The sequence below is a fragment of the Kitasatospora sp. NPDC057595 genome, assembly GCF_042800875.1.
Taxonomy (GTDB): domain Bacteria; phylum Actinomycetota; class Actinomycetes; order Streptomycetales; family Streptomycetaceae; genus Kitasatospora.
This window is the reverse complement of record NZ_JBHVGL010000030.1, coordinates 33,672-47,733: the sequence shown is the minus strand read 5'-3', so window position 1 is coordinate 47,733 and position 14,062 is coordinate 33,672. Positions and strand designations below refer to the sequence as shown.

The window sequence follows — 14,062 nt, the reverse complement described above, 5'->3', positions numbered from 1 at the left end:
TGCCGCCCCCCCCGGCTCTAGGAGGCGACCTCCAGGAAGGCCAGCACCGCCAGCACCCGGCGGTGGTCCTCCTCCGAGGGCGGCAGGTCGAGCTTGAGGAAGATGTTGGTGGTGTGCTTCTTCACCGCCCGCTCGGTGATCACCATGCGCTCGGCGATCGCGCCGTTGGAGCGCCCCTCCGCCATCAGCTGCAGCACCTCGCGCTCCCGGGGCGTCAGCCGGTCCAGCGGCTTCCTGTGCCCGGTGCTGCCGACCAGCGCGGCGATCACCTGCGGGTCGAGCGCGGTGCCGCCCGCCGCCACCCGCTGGACCGTCTCCACGAACTGGTCGGGGTCGAACACCCGGTCCTTCAGCAGGTAGCCGATCGCGCCGTGCCCGTCGGCGAGCAGCTCCTTGGCGTAGAGCTGCTCGACGTACTGGGAGAGCACCAGCACCGGCAGTCCGGGCAGGTGCCGTCGCGCCTCCAGTGCGGCCCGCAGGCCCTCGTCGGTGAACGTCGGGGGCAGCCGTACGTCGACCACCGCCACGTCGGGGCGCTCGGTGAGCAGGGCCCGCAGGAGGTCCGGTCCGGTGTCCACCGCGGCCACGACCTCGAAGTCGTAGGCCTGCAGCATCCGGACCAGGCCGTCCCTCAGGAGGAAGAGGTCCTCGGCGAGGACAACGCGCACGGCAGCTCCATGGTCAGGGTGGTGGGGCCGCCGTGCGGGCTGCGGACGGCCAGGAGTCCGTCGAAGGTAGCAAGCCGGCGCTCCAGGCCGCGCAGTCCGGTGCCGCGCGAGGGGTCGGCGCCGCCCGTCCCGTCGTCGGTGACCTGGGCCTTCAGCAGGCCGTCCGCGTACCAGAGTTGGACGTCCACGCGGGCCGCGCCGGAGTGCTTGGCGGCGTTGGCCAGGGCTTCCGAGACGCCGAAGTAGACGGCGGACTCGACCGGCGCCTCGGGGCGGCCCGGCAGGTCGGCGGAGACCGTCACGTCCAGCGGGCTGTTCATGCCCAACGCCCGTACCGCGTCGACGAGTCCGCGGTCCGCCAGGACCGGCGGGTGGATGCCGCGAACCAGGTCGCGCAGCTCGTCGAGGGCGGTCGCGGAGGCCTGGCGGGTCTCGGCCAGCAGCTGCTTGGCGGCCTGCGGGTCGCGTTCGACCAGCCGCTCGGCGACGCCCAGGTTCATGCCCATGGCCACCAGCCGGGCCTGCGCGCCGTCGTGCAGGTCCCGTTCGATCCGGCGCAGTTCGGCGGCCTGGGCGTTCAGCGCGTCGCGCCGGGTCTCGGTGAGGTGGGCGACCTTGCGGCGGGCGGCCAGTGCCTCGGCGTGGGCGGTCGGGCCGAGCAGCGCCTTGGCGATCGCGGTGTGGGCGCGCAGCGCGGCGGGGGCGAGCGCGAGGCCGGCCGGGACGACGGGCAGCCCGAGCAGGGCGGCGGTCCGGGCGCTGTCGGCGTCCGTGATGTGCACCCACAGGAACGTGTTGTCGCCGCCGTGGGCCGCGAGGGTTTCCCAGATCCAGGGCGACAGCACGCCGAGCACGCCGTAGCCGATGACGGTCAGCGGGAGCAGCAGCAGGGTGAAGCCGACGGCCGGGTCCACGAGCAGCCAGCTCAGGTCCCGCCAGGTGGCCGGGTCGGTCAGGATCGTCCGGGAGCGCGCCCAGAGGCCGCGGAAGCCCGGTTCGGCCTCCGGCTGCGGCAGGTAGGGCTCGCGGATCTCGGTGCCGGACCAGCGGGCGGCCAGGGTGCGCCGCAGCCCGGCCAGCCGGCGGACCGCCAGGGCGAGCGGCGGCACCAGCAGGATGCCCACGCCGAGGCCCATCAGGCCGCCGGCGAAGGAGGCCGCGGTGAGCAGGGCGATCTGCGGTACCACGAAGGCGGCCAGCGCCGCACTGTGCACCGTGGCCCGTAAGGCGTTGAGCAGCGGGCGGAGCAGCCGCAGCGGTCCCCGCCCGGTGTCCCGCTTCCCGTTCCCCGTAACGGTGTTGTCGTCGCTCACGACCGTTCCTCCCCCTCGTGCCGGCCTCGTGGCCGCCTTCTTCGCGTCCCGTTCCTGCGCACCCAAGACTGCCGCAGGGCCGCACCCCGATCACTGGACCTCGGGACACCCCTTCCGGTACCTGGGTACACCAAGGGCCCCGCACCGTCGCGGCGCAAGGCGTGACGGATCCCGGCGCCCCGGTGTGACAGCCGGCGCCGCACAGGAAGTCGGCCCGTCCGACTTCCCGTTCCAGGTCCGTGTCGCCGCGCCCGTCGTTCCGTCGCCGCGCGTCATCGCCTCACTACCTTGAACCGCACCGGCGGGGCCGCAACGGGGCGGTCCCGCTCCGGCCGAAGGGGAGTGGACGCATGAAGCGACGCACCGTCACCGTTCTCGGGGCCTGGTTGGCGGCGGCCGCCCTGGCCGTCGCGGTCCCGAACACCGCGTACGCGGCCCACGGGGTGCTGATCATCGACGGTTCCGCGCACCAGGACCCGAGCGGGTGCCTCCAGCTGGGCGACTTCGTCCGCCCGACGGTGACCAACCTGACCGACTCGGGCGTCCAGGTCTGGACGGGTTCGGGCTGCACGGGGCAGATCGAGCACGTGCTCGCCCCCGGCGAGACCTACGCGCCGATCGCCGGCCGGAGCGTCTACATCCGCTGATGCCCGCCGCCGCGCAGGAAGTCGGCCCGTCCGACTTCCTGCGTCGACCCGTTCGACAACTTCAGTTACCAAAACCTGGATTGTTAACTATAGTTGTCGAATGCCGACTCCCGAGATCACCCCCGACGAGCAGACCGCCCTCGCCACCGCCCTGCTGGACGCCCTCAACCCGCTCGCCTCGGCCCTCCGCGCCCGGGCGACGGGACAGCCCGAGCACCGCATGTGGGACGGCGACCCGGCCGACGTGGCGCTCACCGTGCTCGCCGGCTGGAAGCTGGTCGACGCCGAGGTCAAGCGGCTGACGGCGGTCGCCGCCGGCACCGCCGGCTCGCACGGCGCGAGCTACGAGCAGTTGGGCGCCGCCTGGGGCATCACCCGTCAGGGCGCCCGCAAGAAGTGGCCCGACGCCGTCCCCCGCCCGTCGTCCGCCGGCGCGGCCCCCGTGCTCCTCGAACTCTTCGACGGCGAGGCCGAGCTGACCCAGGACCTGGCCACCGGCCACTGGACCTGGACCGCGCAGGCCGCCGACGGCTCCCGCGGCACCCCCGCCCCCGGCGCCGCCCCGTGCACCAGCCGCGAGGAGGCGGCCGCCTACGCCGGCGCGTACCTCCGCGAGTTCGCCGCACCCCGCGACTGAACGGGCGGGCCCTGGGCCCGGGGCCCGATGGCCGGAGGGCGCCGTCCGGCTCTACAGCAGGCCGAGGCGGTCCAGGCCCAGGTAGGCGGGGCCGACGTCGGAGAGCCGGCCGCGGCGCAGCACGGTGTCGCGGAACTCCGCGAGGTCCATCAGCACCACGTCGATGAACTCGTTGCGGTCGTGCGCGAGACGGGCGGTGGGGGTGCAGTCGGTGGCGACGCAGGCGTAGCGCACGCCGTTGGAGTAGGCGTCGTGCCAGGTGGCGGTGACGAGGGAGACCTCGCCCCGGTAGCCGGTCTCCTCGGCGAGTTCGCGGGCGGCGGCCGCCTCGGGTGACTCGCCCGCCTCCACCACGCCGCCCGGCAGTTCGTACAGCACGGTCTGCGGGCCGGGCCGGAACTGCGCGGTCAGCACGATGCGGTGGTCCGGCGTCAGGGCGACGACGGCCGCGGCCGCGTACTCGTTGGCGAGGTGGAAGACCTCCTCCCGGCCGTCGGGCATCTCGAAGGTCACCCGGTCGGCGCCGCGGCCGTAGGCGCTGTGGATCGGCTCCCGGCGGAGCTCCCGCCAGTGTGCGTCGCCCATCGGGGTGGGCTCCTTCCGTGGGGCGCGCGGCCGACGCGTACCGCCGCCCGGCACACCGTCGCGCGGGCGTGTTCCCGGGCGCGCAGACGCGGCCAGGGGCGCGCGCGGCGGCATGTGCAGGCGCAGAATAGCCGCGCGCCCCCTGGTCTGCGGGGATTCGCCGGAATCACGCGCCGCGACCGACCGTGCACCGTATGCTGCGCGAGACGCGTCCGGCCCGCCGCGGGGGTGGCCGTGGGTCGTTCAACTCCGTTCCCTGGCAAGGTGGTTCACTCATGAGGCAGACCAGTCGACGTAAGGACGACGGCGAGGTGACCTTCGAGCAGGTGACCGTCCTCTCCTTCGAGCCGCAGGGGGACCTCCGGGTCGACAGGGACGGCCGCGTCCTGCTGCTGAGCGAGCCCGCCAGCCTGACCCGCATCCCGGTCCGGATCGTCCGCGAGGACATGACGATCAAGCGCGTGGCGGGCTACTGGGTCACCTGGGCGGAATGGTTCGGCCCGGACGACATCCGCAACCACGCGCGCTGGGTCCCCGACGAGGAGTACGTCCGGCCGGACGGCGGCGGCCTCGACGGGCGGCTGGAGGTCACCGTGTCGGCGTACTGGGCGGTGGAGATCGAGCCGCGCCGGGCACGGCTGCGGACCAGCGAGGCCGTGGTGACCTTCCCGCCGGGGGCGGGGCTGCGCGAACTCGTCCTGGAGCGCCCCCTGCCGCAGCACCCGGCCACCCTCGTCGTCCATCTGACCCGCGCCTGCTGGTCGGACGGGCGCGGCGGCCAGGTGATCCACCACGGTTTCGCGGGCGAGCGGGAGGGTGTCGTGGGCGAGGGCGACGGCTGGCCGGGCGAGCCCGTGCACCGCTACGCGGAGTGCGCCACCGGCCACCTCCCGGGCGTGGTCGCCCACTGAGCCCCGCGCGACGGTTGCCCTAGCCGTTCCGGCTCGTGAGGCGGCGGACGGCGTCGGCGACCGCGCCGCGCAGTCGCTCCGGGGAGGCGTCCTCGCCGAGGACCATCCGCCGCACCTGCGGCATCGCCAGACTCCAGCCGACCAGGCCCATGGTGAGGAACAGCAGGGTGCGCGCCTGCTCCTCGTCGCGGCCGGTGGCCGCGGCGGCGGCGCGGACCTTGTCGTCGTAGTGCCGGGTGCGCCGCTCCTCGCCGGGGACGGACTCCTCGCCCAGTTGCAGCGCCTCCCACATCAGCAGGCGCAGCGCCTGCGGGTGGGCGCGGTGGTAGTCGAACAGCCGCTCGGCGTACGCGCCCAGGTCGGCGGCCGGACCCCCCGCGGCAGCCGCGCCGTCTCCCGTGGCCGGGGCGTCCCCGCCCGCGGCCGGGGCGGGCGGCACCGCCTCGGCGAGGTCGGCCATCAACTGCTCCAGGACGGCCGCGAACAGCCCGTCCTTGTCGCCGAAGTAGTCGTAGATCGCCCGCTTGTTGGCCTGTGCGGCGGTGGCGATCCGGTCCACCCGCGCGCCGGCGACGCCGTACCGGGCGAACTCGTCGGTCGCCGCGCCGAGGATGCGCTGCTGGGTGGCCTTCGCGTCGTACGCCATGCCGTCATCGTAGCGGCGACTGAACCGGACGGTTCGCTTGACGTCGAGAGATCCTCGCTCCTAGCATCCTATTGAGCCGAGCGAACCAACTGGTTCGTTCGGATGCGTGCTCCGCTCCTCGACCCAGGACGGCAACCGTGAACCGCTCCGCCCCGCCGACACCGCCCCTGCGCCGCGGCACCCCGCTCGTCATGGCGCTCGCCTGCGGCGTCGCCGTCGCCAACGTGTACTTCCCGCAGGCCCTCACCCCGCTGATCGCCGACGGCCTCGACGTGCCGCCCGGCGCCGCCGCCACCATCGCCACCGCCGCCCAACTCGGCTACGCGGCCGGCATCTTCCTGCTCGTCCCGCTCGGCGACCGGCTGCCCCGCCGGCCCCTGCTGAGCGTGCTGCTCGCGGTGACCGCGGCCGGGCTGCTCGCCGCCGCACTCGCCCCGGCGCTCGGACCGCTGGTCGCCGCGAGCGCGGTGGTCGGCGCCGCCACCGTGGTGCCGCAACTGCTGGTCCCGATGGCCGCCGGACTCGTCGACGGCGCGCGCCGCGGCGCCGTGATCGGCGTCCTGCAGGCGGGGCTGATCGCCGGGGTGCTGCTCGCCCGCACCTTCGGGGGGCTGCTCGGAGGCGCCCTCGGCTGGCGAGCCCCCTACCTGGTCGCGGCCGGCCTCGCCGTCCTGCTCGCCGTCGCCCTCCGGGCCGCCCTGCCGGGGGAGCCGCCCGCGCCCGCCCGCGAGCGCCCGGGCTACCGCCGGCTGCTCGCCGACACCGTCCGCCTGCTGCGCACCGAACCGGGACTGCGCCGCTCCGCGTTCTACCAGGCCTGCCTGTTCGGCGGCTTCAGCGCCGTGTGGACCAGCCTCGCGCTGCTCGTCACCGGTCCGCGCTACGGCTACGGCCCGCAGGCCGTCGGCGTGTTCGCGCTGCTGGGCGCGGCCTCCGTGTTCTGCGCCCCGGCCGCGGGGCGCCGGGCCGACCGGTACGGCGCGGACCGGGTGAACCTCTGCTGCCTGCTCGCCGCCCTCCTGGCGGCGGCCGTGCTCACGGCGGGCTCGGCGGGCGGTCCGGTGGGCGTGGCCGGGCTGGCGCTCGGGCTGCTGCTGCTCGACGCCGCCGTCCAGGCCAACCAGGTCGCCAATCAGGCGCGCCTGTTCGCCCTGCCGCCGGAGATCCACAGCCGGCTCAACACGGCGTACATGACCTGCTCCTTCCTCGGCGGCAGCGCGGGTTCCTGGCTCGGCGTCAGGGCGTACGGCGCCGCCGGCTGGCCGGGCGTCTGCGCGCTGACGGCGGCCGGTGCGGCCCTCGCCCTGGCGCGCGCCCTGCTCCCCGCCCGCCGGCCCTCCGTCCGGTCCGCCCCGTCCGCGAGTCCCGCCCCGTCCGCACCGTCCGCCCCGCCCGCGAGTCCCGCCCGTCCGAGAGGAAACCCGTCATGACCTTCCCCGCCATGCCCCCCGCCGTGCTCCGGTTCTTCCACGCCTCCCAGCAGGGCGACGCCGACGCCTGGGCGGACGCCTTCAGCGCCGACGGCGTGTTTCACGACCCGGTCGGCAGCGAGCCGATCGTCGGGCGGGAGGCGATCCGCGCGTTCATCGCCTCCGTCCTCCCCGGCTTCGACCCGTTCCTCGGCCTCACCCCGCGCGAGGCGCACACCGTCGGCCGCAGCGTCGCGGTGGCGTGGAGCGGCGCGGCGGTCGCCCGGGACGGCCGCCCGGTCAACTGGTCCGGCATCAACGTCTACGAACTCGACGACGAGGGTCTCATCCGCGAGGCCAGGGCCTACTTCAACAGCGCGGTCTTCCGCGCCCAGCTCACCGACACCCAGCTCACCGACACCCGGCCCGACGCCCGGCCCGGCGCCTAGGCCGTCGCGGCCGCCGCCGGCCACCCCGCCCGCAGGCCCACCCGGCGGGCGGGGACGCCGGCCCAGATCTCGCCCGGCCCCGTCGAGCGGGTCAGCACGGCGTTGGCGCCCACGACGGTGCCCGCGCCGACCGTCAGCACACCCTCCTTGCACACCACCTTGGCGCCCGCGCACAGCACCGCGCCGTCCTCCACCACCACCCGCCGCATCGCGCTCTCCTCCTGCGGCACCCACGGGTCGGCCCGTCCGACGGTCACGCCGTTGTACAGCGTCACCCCGGCGCCGAGCGTGGTGTACGGGTGCAGCACGGTCCCGAAGCCCCGGTGGAACACGACGAGGCCCGGCCCGATCTCGGCCGCGGCCGGCACCTCCATCCCGTAGAACGCGAGCGCCTCCTGGACCAGGCGGCCCAGGAGGCGGTGGCGGCGGCGGTAGATCAGCGCGGTGACGAGTGGCATCCACCCATTGTGGCCGGACCGTCACGCCCGGTCGCGCGTGTCGGCGGCTACTTCACGTCCGGCACGGCGGTGTCGTTGCGGAAGGCGTCGAAGACCTGCTTGGCCTTCGCGGTGTCCCACTTCACCGCCGACTCCCCGGTGTTGGTCTTGAAGTCCGGGTTGGCGATCGGCACCGTGATGCTCCTGCCGCTGCCGCCGTTGACGTCCTTCATGGCGAGGAACAGCGAGCCCAGGTCGGTCAGCCCGGCGTCGTCGTCGACGATCAGCGTGCCGAGGCCGGAGGAGACCAGCGGGTAGAAGGTGAACGGGTTGAGCACGGTGGCCGGCGAGGCGGCCTGCTTGGCCAGCGCGCCGAGGAACTTCTGCTGGTTGCGCATCCGGCCGAGGTCCTGGTCGGCCATCTGGTGGCGCTGGCGGACGAAGGCGAGCGCCTGGGTGCCGTCGAGGCTCTGGCAGCCGGCCTTGAGGTCGAGGCCGGAGTCCTTGTCCTTGACGTCCTGCTCGATGCACATGTCCACGCCGCCGACCGAGTCGACGATGCCCACGAAGCCGGCGAAGCCGATCTCGGCGTAGTGGTCGATGCGGATGCCGGTGTTCGTCTCCACGGTCTGCGCGAGCAGCTTGCCGCCGCCCGCCGCGAAGGCCGAGTTGATCTTCGCGGTGGTCGACTTGACGGGCTTGCCGTTCTCGCCGGGGTGCTCGGGGATCGGCACCCAGGAGTCGCGCGGGATGCTCATCAGGGTGTTCCCGTTGTCCCCGATGTGCAGGATCATCATCGAGTCGCTGCGCTTGCCGCCCGCGTGGCCGGTGTGCAGGTCCTCCTCCTGGGAGTCGGAGAGGCCGTTGCGGCTGTCGGAGCCGACGATCAGCCAGTTGGTGCCCTTGCCCGCGGCCGGTCGGCCGGGGTAGTCGCCGAGCACGTCCTCGTGGTTGAGCTTGGAGTCCGCCCAGAACCAGGTGGAGACGGCGGTCAGCATCAGGGCGATCAGCACGCCGAAGACCGACCACTTGACGATCCGGCGCCGGGGCCAGCGCGAGGGGCGGGCGGCGGCGGGCGCCTGCGGCCCGCCGGGGGGTATCGGACCGCCGGGCGTCCCCGGACCGCCGGGACCGCCGGGGGCGCCCTGGCCCGGGACCCCCGGCCGCGCACCGGCCTGGCCCGGCTGCCCGGGCCGCCCCGGGCCGGGGCCGTGGCCCTGCGGGGGCCCGTACCCGGGCGCCTGCGGCTGCCGCGCCTGCTGGGGCGGCTGCGCCTGCGGCTGGGGCTGCCGGGGCGCCGGGGCGCCCGGCCCGCGCGGGTTCAGCGAGGCGGGCAGCGGCCGCTCGGCGCCGCCGCCCTGCCCGTACGCCGGGCCACCGCCACCGTTGCCGCCGCCGTACGGGTTCCCGCCGCCCCCCGGGCGGCCCTCCTGCCACGTGTTCATGTGGGAGAGGATGCCCGACGCCGGGACCGGTGACTCCCCCCGGGGCCCCCACCAGGGCCCTTGTAGCAGTTTTGATGCACGCACCGGATCGTTCCGCGGCAAGGTGCCGACGGGTGTGTTCCCGGCGCCCGCCGGACCAGGTCCCCCGCGCCCCCGTCTCACCATCCGTCTCACCTGGTGTTCGTCTGACGGGACGATCCTTGACCGCCCGGAACGGTGCGTGTTTGCATGACTGCCATGGATCAGCGATGGACCCTCACGCGTCGGCGGCACGTCGACCTTCTGCGTGTGTCCTGTTCGCTCTGTTGTGGCTGACGCTCGCCCGTCGAACCCCACCACCTTCCTCCTCCTTCCTTCCCGACGCTGCCCGCGCAGCGCGCTCACCGCTGCCCGTCGCCCCGCCGGTCGCCGTCCGCCGACCGGCGCGCCCCGCGCCCGGTGAGTGCCCCGCGCCGTTGAAGCGCCGCCCCGCTTCCTCCCCGAGGTGAACCCCATGGCCACCGTCCTGTCCGTCTCCGGCTCCCCGTCCCCGACCTCCCGCACCACCCGACTGCTGCGCCTCGTCGACGCGCGGCTTGAGGAGCGCGGCCACCGCGTCGTCCCCTTCGAGGTGCGCAGCCTGCCCGCGCACGCGCTGCTCTCCGCCGACCTGTCGCACCCCGAGCTGGCGGCCGCCCTGGAGCTCTTCGCGGCCGCCGACGGCGTGGTGATCGGCACCCCGGTCTACAAGGCCGCCTACTCGGGCCTGCTCAAGGCGCTGCTGGACGTGCTGCCGCAGTACGCGCTGCGCGACAAGGCCGTGCTGCCGCTCGCCACCGGCGGCTCCACCGCGCACGTGCTGGCGGTGGACTACGCGCTGCGGCCGGTGCTCAGCTCGATGGGGGCCGACCACATCACCCAGGGCTGGTTCGTGCTGGACCGTCACATCACCGTCCGGGAGGACGGCACCACCGTGATCGAGCGCGAGACCGACGTGCTGCTGCGCCCCGTCGTGGACGGGTTCGCGGCCGCCCTGGAGCGCCGGGCCGCCCCGGCCCTGGCCTCCTGACGCCCGGCCGGCGCCCGGCGCGCCGGCCCCCGCACCCCCAGGCCCCGTCCGGCGACCCGCCGGGCGGGGCCCCGGCGTCGGCGGGTCCCTCGCCCCAGCAGGGCCTTCGCCCCGGCGGGCCTCCCTACGGGCGGACCCTGACCGGGCCCCGGCCGACCCCTAGGGGGAGGGGGCCGGCACCCCGTACAACTCCGGTTGGGCCGCTTCCTACCGTCGGATGACGAGGCGCGAGCGCCCGGCTCCTAACGTGGATCACATCCCCGCCGGTCCGAGGCGGACCCGGCGCGATCGGGTCCGGGCCCCCGGTGCACCGGCAGGGTGTAGCTAACTCCCGGTCGAAAACTATCCCCTGCGCGATGTCGCCGGACGGGTGGAACGGACGAGGCTGGGGGCAACGGGTGGGCCCACTTCTTAGGAGACGACAGTGACGACGGCAGCAGCAGCCGTGTACGACCCCCAGCTCCCCGGCGGTGCCGCCGCCGTCGCCGCCTCGGCTCGTCAGGTGACCAAGTCCTACGGCTCCGGCGAGACCAGGGTCACCGCCCTGGACGCGGTCGACGTCGACATCCAGCGCGGCCGCTTCACCGCGATCATGGGCCCCTCGGGCTCCGGCAAGTCGACCCTGATGCACTGCCTGGCCGGGCTGGACACGGTGACCCAGGGGCGGATCTGGATCGGTGACACCGAGATCACCGGTCTGAAGGACAAGCAGCTCACCCGACTGCGCCGGGACAAGATCGGCTTCATCTTCCAGGCCTTCAACCTCCTGCCGACGCTGAACGCCCTGGAGAACATCACGCTCCCGATGGACATCGCGGGCCGCAAGCCCGACCAGGCCTGGCTGGACCGGGTGGTGGAGACGGTCGGCCTCTCCGGCCGGCTGAAGCACCGTCCGACCCAGCTCTCCGGCGGCCAGCAGCAGCGCGTCGCGGTGGCCCGGGCACTGGCCGCCCGGCCCGAGATCATCTTCGGCGACGAGCCCACCGGGAACCTCGACTCCCGCTCCGGCGCCGAGGTGCTCTCCTTCCTGCGCCGCAGCGTCGACGAGCTGGGCCAGACCATCGTGATGGTCACCCACGACCCGGTCGCCGCCGGCTACGCGGACCGCGTGCTGTTCCTCGCCGACGGCGTGATCGTCGACGAGATGCACGCCCCGACGGCCGACTCCGTCCTCGAACGCATGCGCCGTTTCGACGGCAAGCGCACCAGCTGAGCGGGCAGGGGCGGACAGGATCATGCTGCTCAAGACGTCACTGCGGAGCTTCCTCGCCCACAAGGGGCGGATGCTGCTCTCGCTGATCGCGGTCGTGCTGTCGGTCGCGTTCGTGTCCGGGACGCTGGTGTTCTCCAACACCGCGACCAGCACCTTCGACAAGCTCTTCGCGTCGACCGCCTCCGACCTCTCGGTCGGGCCCGCCAAGCCGGAGTTCGGCTTCGATCCGCGCGGCAAGACGCTGACCGTACCCGTCGACAGCGTCCGGAAGGTCGCCGCGATCCCCGGCGTGAAGTCGGCGATCGGCCAGGTGTCGGTGCAGAACGCCACCCTGGCCGACGCGGCCACCAACAAGGCGGTGGGCCCGACCTCCGGCGCCCCGACGATCGTCGGCAACTGGGCGGACACCCCGCGCAACGCGGTCGAGATCACCTCCGGCCACGCCCCGCAGGGCGCCGACCAGGTCGTCATCGACGCGGACACCGCCAAGAAGGCCAAGCTCGGCCTGGGCGGCAGGCTGCGCGTGATCACCGCCGACAAGCACGACTTCACCATCGTCGGCATCGCCACCTTCAAGACCACCAACCCCGGTGCGGCGCTGGCCTTCCTGTCCACCGAGACCGCGCAGAGCGTGCTGCTCGGGCAGACCGCCTACACCTCGGTCGAGGCGTTCGGCGACGGCAGCCGCTCCGACGAGCAGCTCAAGTCCGCCGCGCTGGCCGGGCTCGGCGCCGGCGTCCAGGCCAAGACGGCCGCCGAGCAGAAGGCGGAGAACAGCGACAGCGTCGGCTCCTTCCTGGACTTCATGAAGTACGCGATGCTCGGCTTCGCCGGCATCTCGCTGCTGGTCGGCGGCTTCCTGATCATCAACACCTTCTCGATGCTGGTCGCCCAGCGCACCCGGGAGATCGGGCTGCTGCGCGCCGTCGGCGGCAGCCGCCGGCAGGTCAACCGCTCGGTGCTGGTGGAGGCGCTGCTCCTGGGCACCCTCGGGTCCACCATGGGCATCGGCGCCGGCCTCGGCCTGGCGGTCGGGCTGATCCAGCTGATGAACGCGGCCGGCATGCACCTCGACGCCGGGGACCTGAAGGTCGGCACGGACGTCTTCGTCGCCGGGTACGCGGTGGGCATCGTGATCACCGTGCTCGCGGCCTGGATACCGGCCCGCCGGGCCGGCCGGATCGCGCCGATCGCCGCGCTGCGCGACCACGGCACCCCGGCCGAGGCCCGCTCCAACACCGTCCGGGCGGTCATCGGCCTGGTGCTGACGGCGGGTGGCGGCGGTCTGCTGGTGCTGGCCTCCGGCGCGGAGAAGATGATCACCGGCGGCCGGTACTTCGGGCTGGGCGTGCTGTTCACCCTGGTCGGCTTCGTGGTGCTCGGCCCGCTGCTGGCCACCACCGTGGTGCGGGTGCTCGGCGCCCTGCTGCCCACCGTGTTCGGCCCGTCCGGCACGCTCGCCCAGCGCAACGCGATGCGCAACCCGCGCCGCACCGGCGCCACCGCGGCCGCGCTGATGATCGGACTGGCGCTGGTGATCGGTGCCTCGGTCTTCACCTCCTCGATGATCAAGTCCACCAATGAGCAGCTCGACCGTTCGGTGGGCGCCGACTACATCGTCCAGGCCGGCCGCAACGGCGTCTCCCCGGAGATCGTCGACGCCGTCCGCGGGACCTCGGGCATCGACCACGTCATCGAGCAGAAGTCCCTGCCCGCGCACTTCACCACCCCCGACGGCAAGACCTCGGAGCAGGGCGTCTCGGCGGTCTCCGCGCGGTTCACCGAGGACTTCCGGCTGCCGGTGAAGGAGGGCAGCGCCGACTCCCTCAAGCAGGGGTCGCTGGCGGTCGGCGAGGACTTCGCCAAGGACCGCGGCCTCAAGGTCGGCGACAGCATCACGATCGACTACGGCCAGGGCCGGGTCCAGTCGCTGCCGGTCGGCGTCATCATGACCAAGGGCAACTCGCTCTTCGACGGCAACACCTTCGCCTCGCTCGACGCCGTCGCCGAGGCGGTGCCGGCCGCGGACCTGCCGGTGGACGCCGTGCTCTTCGGCAAGGCCGCCGCCGGGGCGGACGTCGCCAGGACGCTCACCGCCCTGGAGGACTCGCTCAAGGAGTACCCGCAGGCCAATGTCCGTGACCAGGCCGGCTACAAGGAACTCGTCCAGGACCAGATCAACGGTCTGCTCAACATGATCCTCGGGCTGCTCTTCCTGGCGATCGTGGTCGCGGTGCTCGGCGTGGTCAACACCCTGGCGCTCTCGGTGGTCGAGCGGACCCGCGAGATCGGCCTGCTGCGGGCGATCGGGCTCTCCCGCCGCCAGCTGCGCCGGATGATCCGCCTGGAGTCGATGGTGATCGCCCTGTTCGGCGCGGTGCTCGGCACCGTGCTCGGCCTGGCCTGGGGCGTCACCGGTCAGCGGGTGCTGCGGACGCAGGGTCTGGAGTCGCTCTCCGTCCCGGTCGCCACGATCCTGCTCACGCTGGCGGTCTCGGTGGGCATCGGCCTGCTGGCCGCCCTCATCCCGGCCTTCCGGGCCGGGCGGATGAACGTCCTCGCGGCGATCGCGACGGACTGACCGGTGGCGACCCCCGGATCGGGGGACCGGGGGTCGCCACCGGGGGGACGGGGGAAACAGGGGGAGGGGCAGG

General features: G+C 74.0%; 15 protein-coding genes. 9 read left to right on the top strand and 6 right to left on the bottom strand.

The window, feature by feature from the left end:
- Nucleotides 1-17: 17 nt before the first annotated feature.
- On the bottom strand, nt 18-668 hold the full coding sequence (locus ACFU9E_RS32245; protein ID WP_380682482.1) for a LuxR C-terminal-related transcriptional regulator: 651 nt from the start codon (nt 666-668) through the stop codon (nt 18-20).
- Nucleotides 632-1,981, bottom strand: a complete 1,350-nt coding sequence (locus ACFU9E_RS32240) for a sensor histidine kinase (protein WP_380682483.1) — start codon at nt 1,979-1,981, stop codon at nt 632-634. Before ACFU9E_RS32240 ends, ACFU9E_RS32245 begins: the two co-directional genes overlap by 37 nt.
- Before the next feature lie 350 nt (nt 1,982-2,331).
- On the opposite strand from ACFU9E_RS32240, the gene ACFU9E_RS32235 reads away from it, so the two are divergent.
- Both ACFU9E_RS32235 and ACFU9E_RS32230 read left to right on the top strand, forming a co-directional pair.
- A complete protein-coding gene (locus ACFU9E_RS32235; RefSeq protein WP_380682484.1) occupies nt 2,332-2,628 on the top strand; it encodes a hypothetical protein in 297 nt (98 codons plus the stop codon).
- 100 nt (nt 2,629-2,728) lie between these two features.
- Nucleotides 2,729-3,265 (top strand): hypothetical protein, encoded by a 537-nt coding sequence (locus tag ACFU9E_RS32230; RefSeq protein ID WP_380682485.1) that lies wholly within the window; start codon nt 2,729-2,731, stop codon nt 3,263-3,265.
- Nucleotides 3,266-3,316: 51 nt separating this feature from the next.
- Here the strand turns inward: ACFU9E_RS32230 and ACFU9E_RS32225 are convergent, their stop codons facing one another.
- Entirely contained in the window at nt 3,317-3,850 is a 534-nt protein-coding gene (locus ACFU9E_RS32225) for an NUDIX hydrolase (RefSeq protein WP_380682486.1), read from the bottom strand.
- A 275-nt stretch (nt 3,851-4,125) separates the two neighbouring features.
- On the opposite strand from ACFU9E_RS32225, the gene ACFU9E_RS32220 reads away from it, so the two are divergent.
- Nucleotides 4,126-4,761: a hypothetical protein gene (locus ACFU9E_RS32220; protein ID WP_380682487.1), complete on the top strand. Its 636-nt coding sequence runs from the start codon at nt 4,126-4,128 to the stop codon at nt 4,759-4,761.
- Nucleotides 4,762-4,780: 19 nt separating this feature from the next.
- Here ACFU9E_RS32220 and ACFU9E_RS32215 read toward each other — a convergent pair whose 3' ends face one another.
- Nucleotides 4,781-5,407, bottom strand: a complete 627-nt coding sequence (locus ACFU9E_RS32215; protein ID WP_380682488.1) for a TetR family transcriptional regulator — start codon at nt 5,405-5,407, stop codon at nt 4,781-4,783.
- A 191-nt stretch (nt 5,408-5,598) separates the two neighbouring features.
- Between ACFU9E_RS32215 and ACFU9E_RS32210 the strand changes: the two genes are divergently transcribed.
- Both ACFU9E_RS32210 and ACFU9E_RS32205 read left to right on the top strand, forming a co-directional pair.
- Nucleotides 5,599-6,837 carry an MFS transporter gene (locus ACFU9E_RS32210; RefSeq protein WP_380682496.1) on the top strand — a complete coding sequence of 413 codons (1,239 nt, stop codon included), beginning with the start codon at nt 5,599-5,601 and terminating at the stop codon, nt 6,835-6,837.
- Nucleotides 6,834-7,265, top strand: a complete 432-nt coding sequence (locus ACFU9E_RS32205) for a nuclear transport factor 2 family protein (RefSeq protein WP_380682489.1) — start codon at nt 6,834-6,836, stop codon at nt 7,263-7,265. Before ACFU9E_RS32210 ends, ACFU9E_RS32205 begins: the two co-directional genes overlap by 4 nt.
- On the opposite strand, the gene ACFU9E_RS32200 is transcribed toward ACFU9E_RS32205, so the two are convergent.
- Nucleotides 7,262-7,723: a hypothetical protein gene (locus tag ACFU9E_RS32200; RefSeq protein WP_380682490.1), complete on the bottom strand. Its 462-nt coding sequence runs from the start codon at nt 7,721-7,723 to the stop codon at nt 7,262-7,264. The genes ACFU9E_RS32205 and ACFU9E_RS32200 overlap by 4 nt on opposite strands.
- 47 nt (nt 7,724-7,770) lie before the next feature.
- Entirely contained in the window at nt 7,771-9,147 is a 1,377-nt protein-coding gene (locus ACFU9E_RS32195; protein WP_380682491.1) for an LCP family protein, read from the bottom strand.
- 228 nt (nt 9,148-9,375) lie between these two features.
- On the opposite strand from ACFU9E_RS32195, the gene ACFU9E_RS32190 reads away from it, so the two are divergent.
- The 4 genes from ACFU9E_RS32190 to ACFU9E_RS32175 all read left to right on the top strand — a co-directional run bounded on the left by ACFU9E_RS32190 (nt 9,376) and on the right by ACFU9E_RS32175 (nt 13,989).
- A complete protein-coding gene (locus ACFU9E_RS32190) occupies nt 9,376-9,462 on the top strand; it encodes a putative leader peptide (RefSeq protein ID WP_350554585.1) in 87 nt (28 codons plus the stop codon).
- Between the two features lie 178 nt (nt 9,463-9,640).
- Nucleotides 9,641-10,195, top strand: coding sequence for an NADPH-dependent FMN reductase (gene ssuE / locus ACFU9E_RS32185; protein WP_380682492.1), 555 nt, complete (start codon nt 9,641-9,643; stop codon nt 10,193-10,195).
- Nucleotides 10,196-10,619: 424 nt separating this feature from the next.
- Nucleotides 10,620-11,408: an ABC transporter ATP-binding protein gene (locus ACFU9E_RS32180; RefSeq protein WP_380682494.1), complete on the top strand. Its 789-nt coding sequence runs from the start codon at nt 10,620-10,622 to the stop codon at nt 11,406-11,408.
- Nucleotides 11,409-11,430: 22 nt separating this feature from the next.
- Entirely contained in the window at nt 11,431-13,989 is a 2,559-nt protein-coding gene (locus ACFU9E_RS32175) for an ABC transporter permease (RefSeq protein WP_380682495.1), read from the top strand.
- Nucleotides 13,990-14,062: the final 73 nt, after the last annotated feature.

Bases quoted from the DNA above. Each gene is read 5' to 3' on its own strand.
- ACFU9E_RS32210 (WP_380682496.1), top strand. From the start codon at position 5,599: ATGGCGCTCGCCTGCGGCGTCGCCGTCGCCAACGTGTACTTCCCGCAG.
- ACFU9E_RS32200 (WP_380682490.1), bottom strand. From the start codon at position 7,723: ATGCCACTCGTCACCGCGCTGATCTACCGCCGCCGCCACCGCCTCCTG.
- ACFU9E_RS32215 (WP_380682488.1), bottom strand. From the start codon at position 5,407: ATGGCGTACGACGCGAAGGCCACCCAGCAGCGCATCCTCGGCGCGGCG.
- ACFU9E_RS32225 (WP_380682486.1), bottom strand. From the start codon at position 3,850: ATGGGCGACGCACACTGGCGGGAGCTCCGCCGGGAGCCGATCCACAGC.
- ACFU9E_RS32235 (WP_380682484.1), top strand. From the start codon at position 2,332: ATGAAGCGACGCACCGTCACCGTTCTCGGGGCCTGGTTGGCGGCGGCC.
- ACFU9E_RS32195 (WP_380682491.1), bottom strand. From the start codon at position 9,147: ATGAACACGTGGCAGGAGGGCCGCCCGGGGGGCGGCGGGAACCCGTAC.
- ACFU9E_RS32190 (WP_350554585.1), top strand. From the start codon at position 9,376: ATGACTGCCATGGATCAGCGATGGACCCTCACGCGTCGGCGGCACGTC.
- ACFU9E_RS32205 (WP_380682489.1), top strand. From the start codon at position 6,834: ATGACCTTCCCCGCCATGCCCCCCGCCGTGCTCCGGTTCTTCCACGCC.
- ACFU9E_RS32230 (WP_380682485.1), top strand. From the start codon at position 2,729: ATGCCGACTCCCGAGATCACCCCCGACGAGCAGACCGCCCTCGCCACC.
- ACFU9E_RS32175 (WP_380682495.1), top strand. From the start codon at position 11,431: ATGCTGCTCAAGACGTCACTGCGGAGCTTCCTCGCCCACAAGGGGCGG.
- ssuE (WP_380682492.1), top strand. From the start codon at position 9,641: ATGGCCACCGTCCTGTCCGTCTCCGGCTCCCCGTCCCCGACCTCCCGC.
- ACFU9E_RS32220 (WP_380682487.1), top strand. From the start codon at position 4,126: ATGAGGCAGACCAGTCGACGTAAGGACGACGGCGAGGTGACCTTCGAG.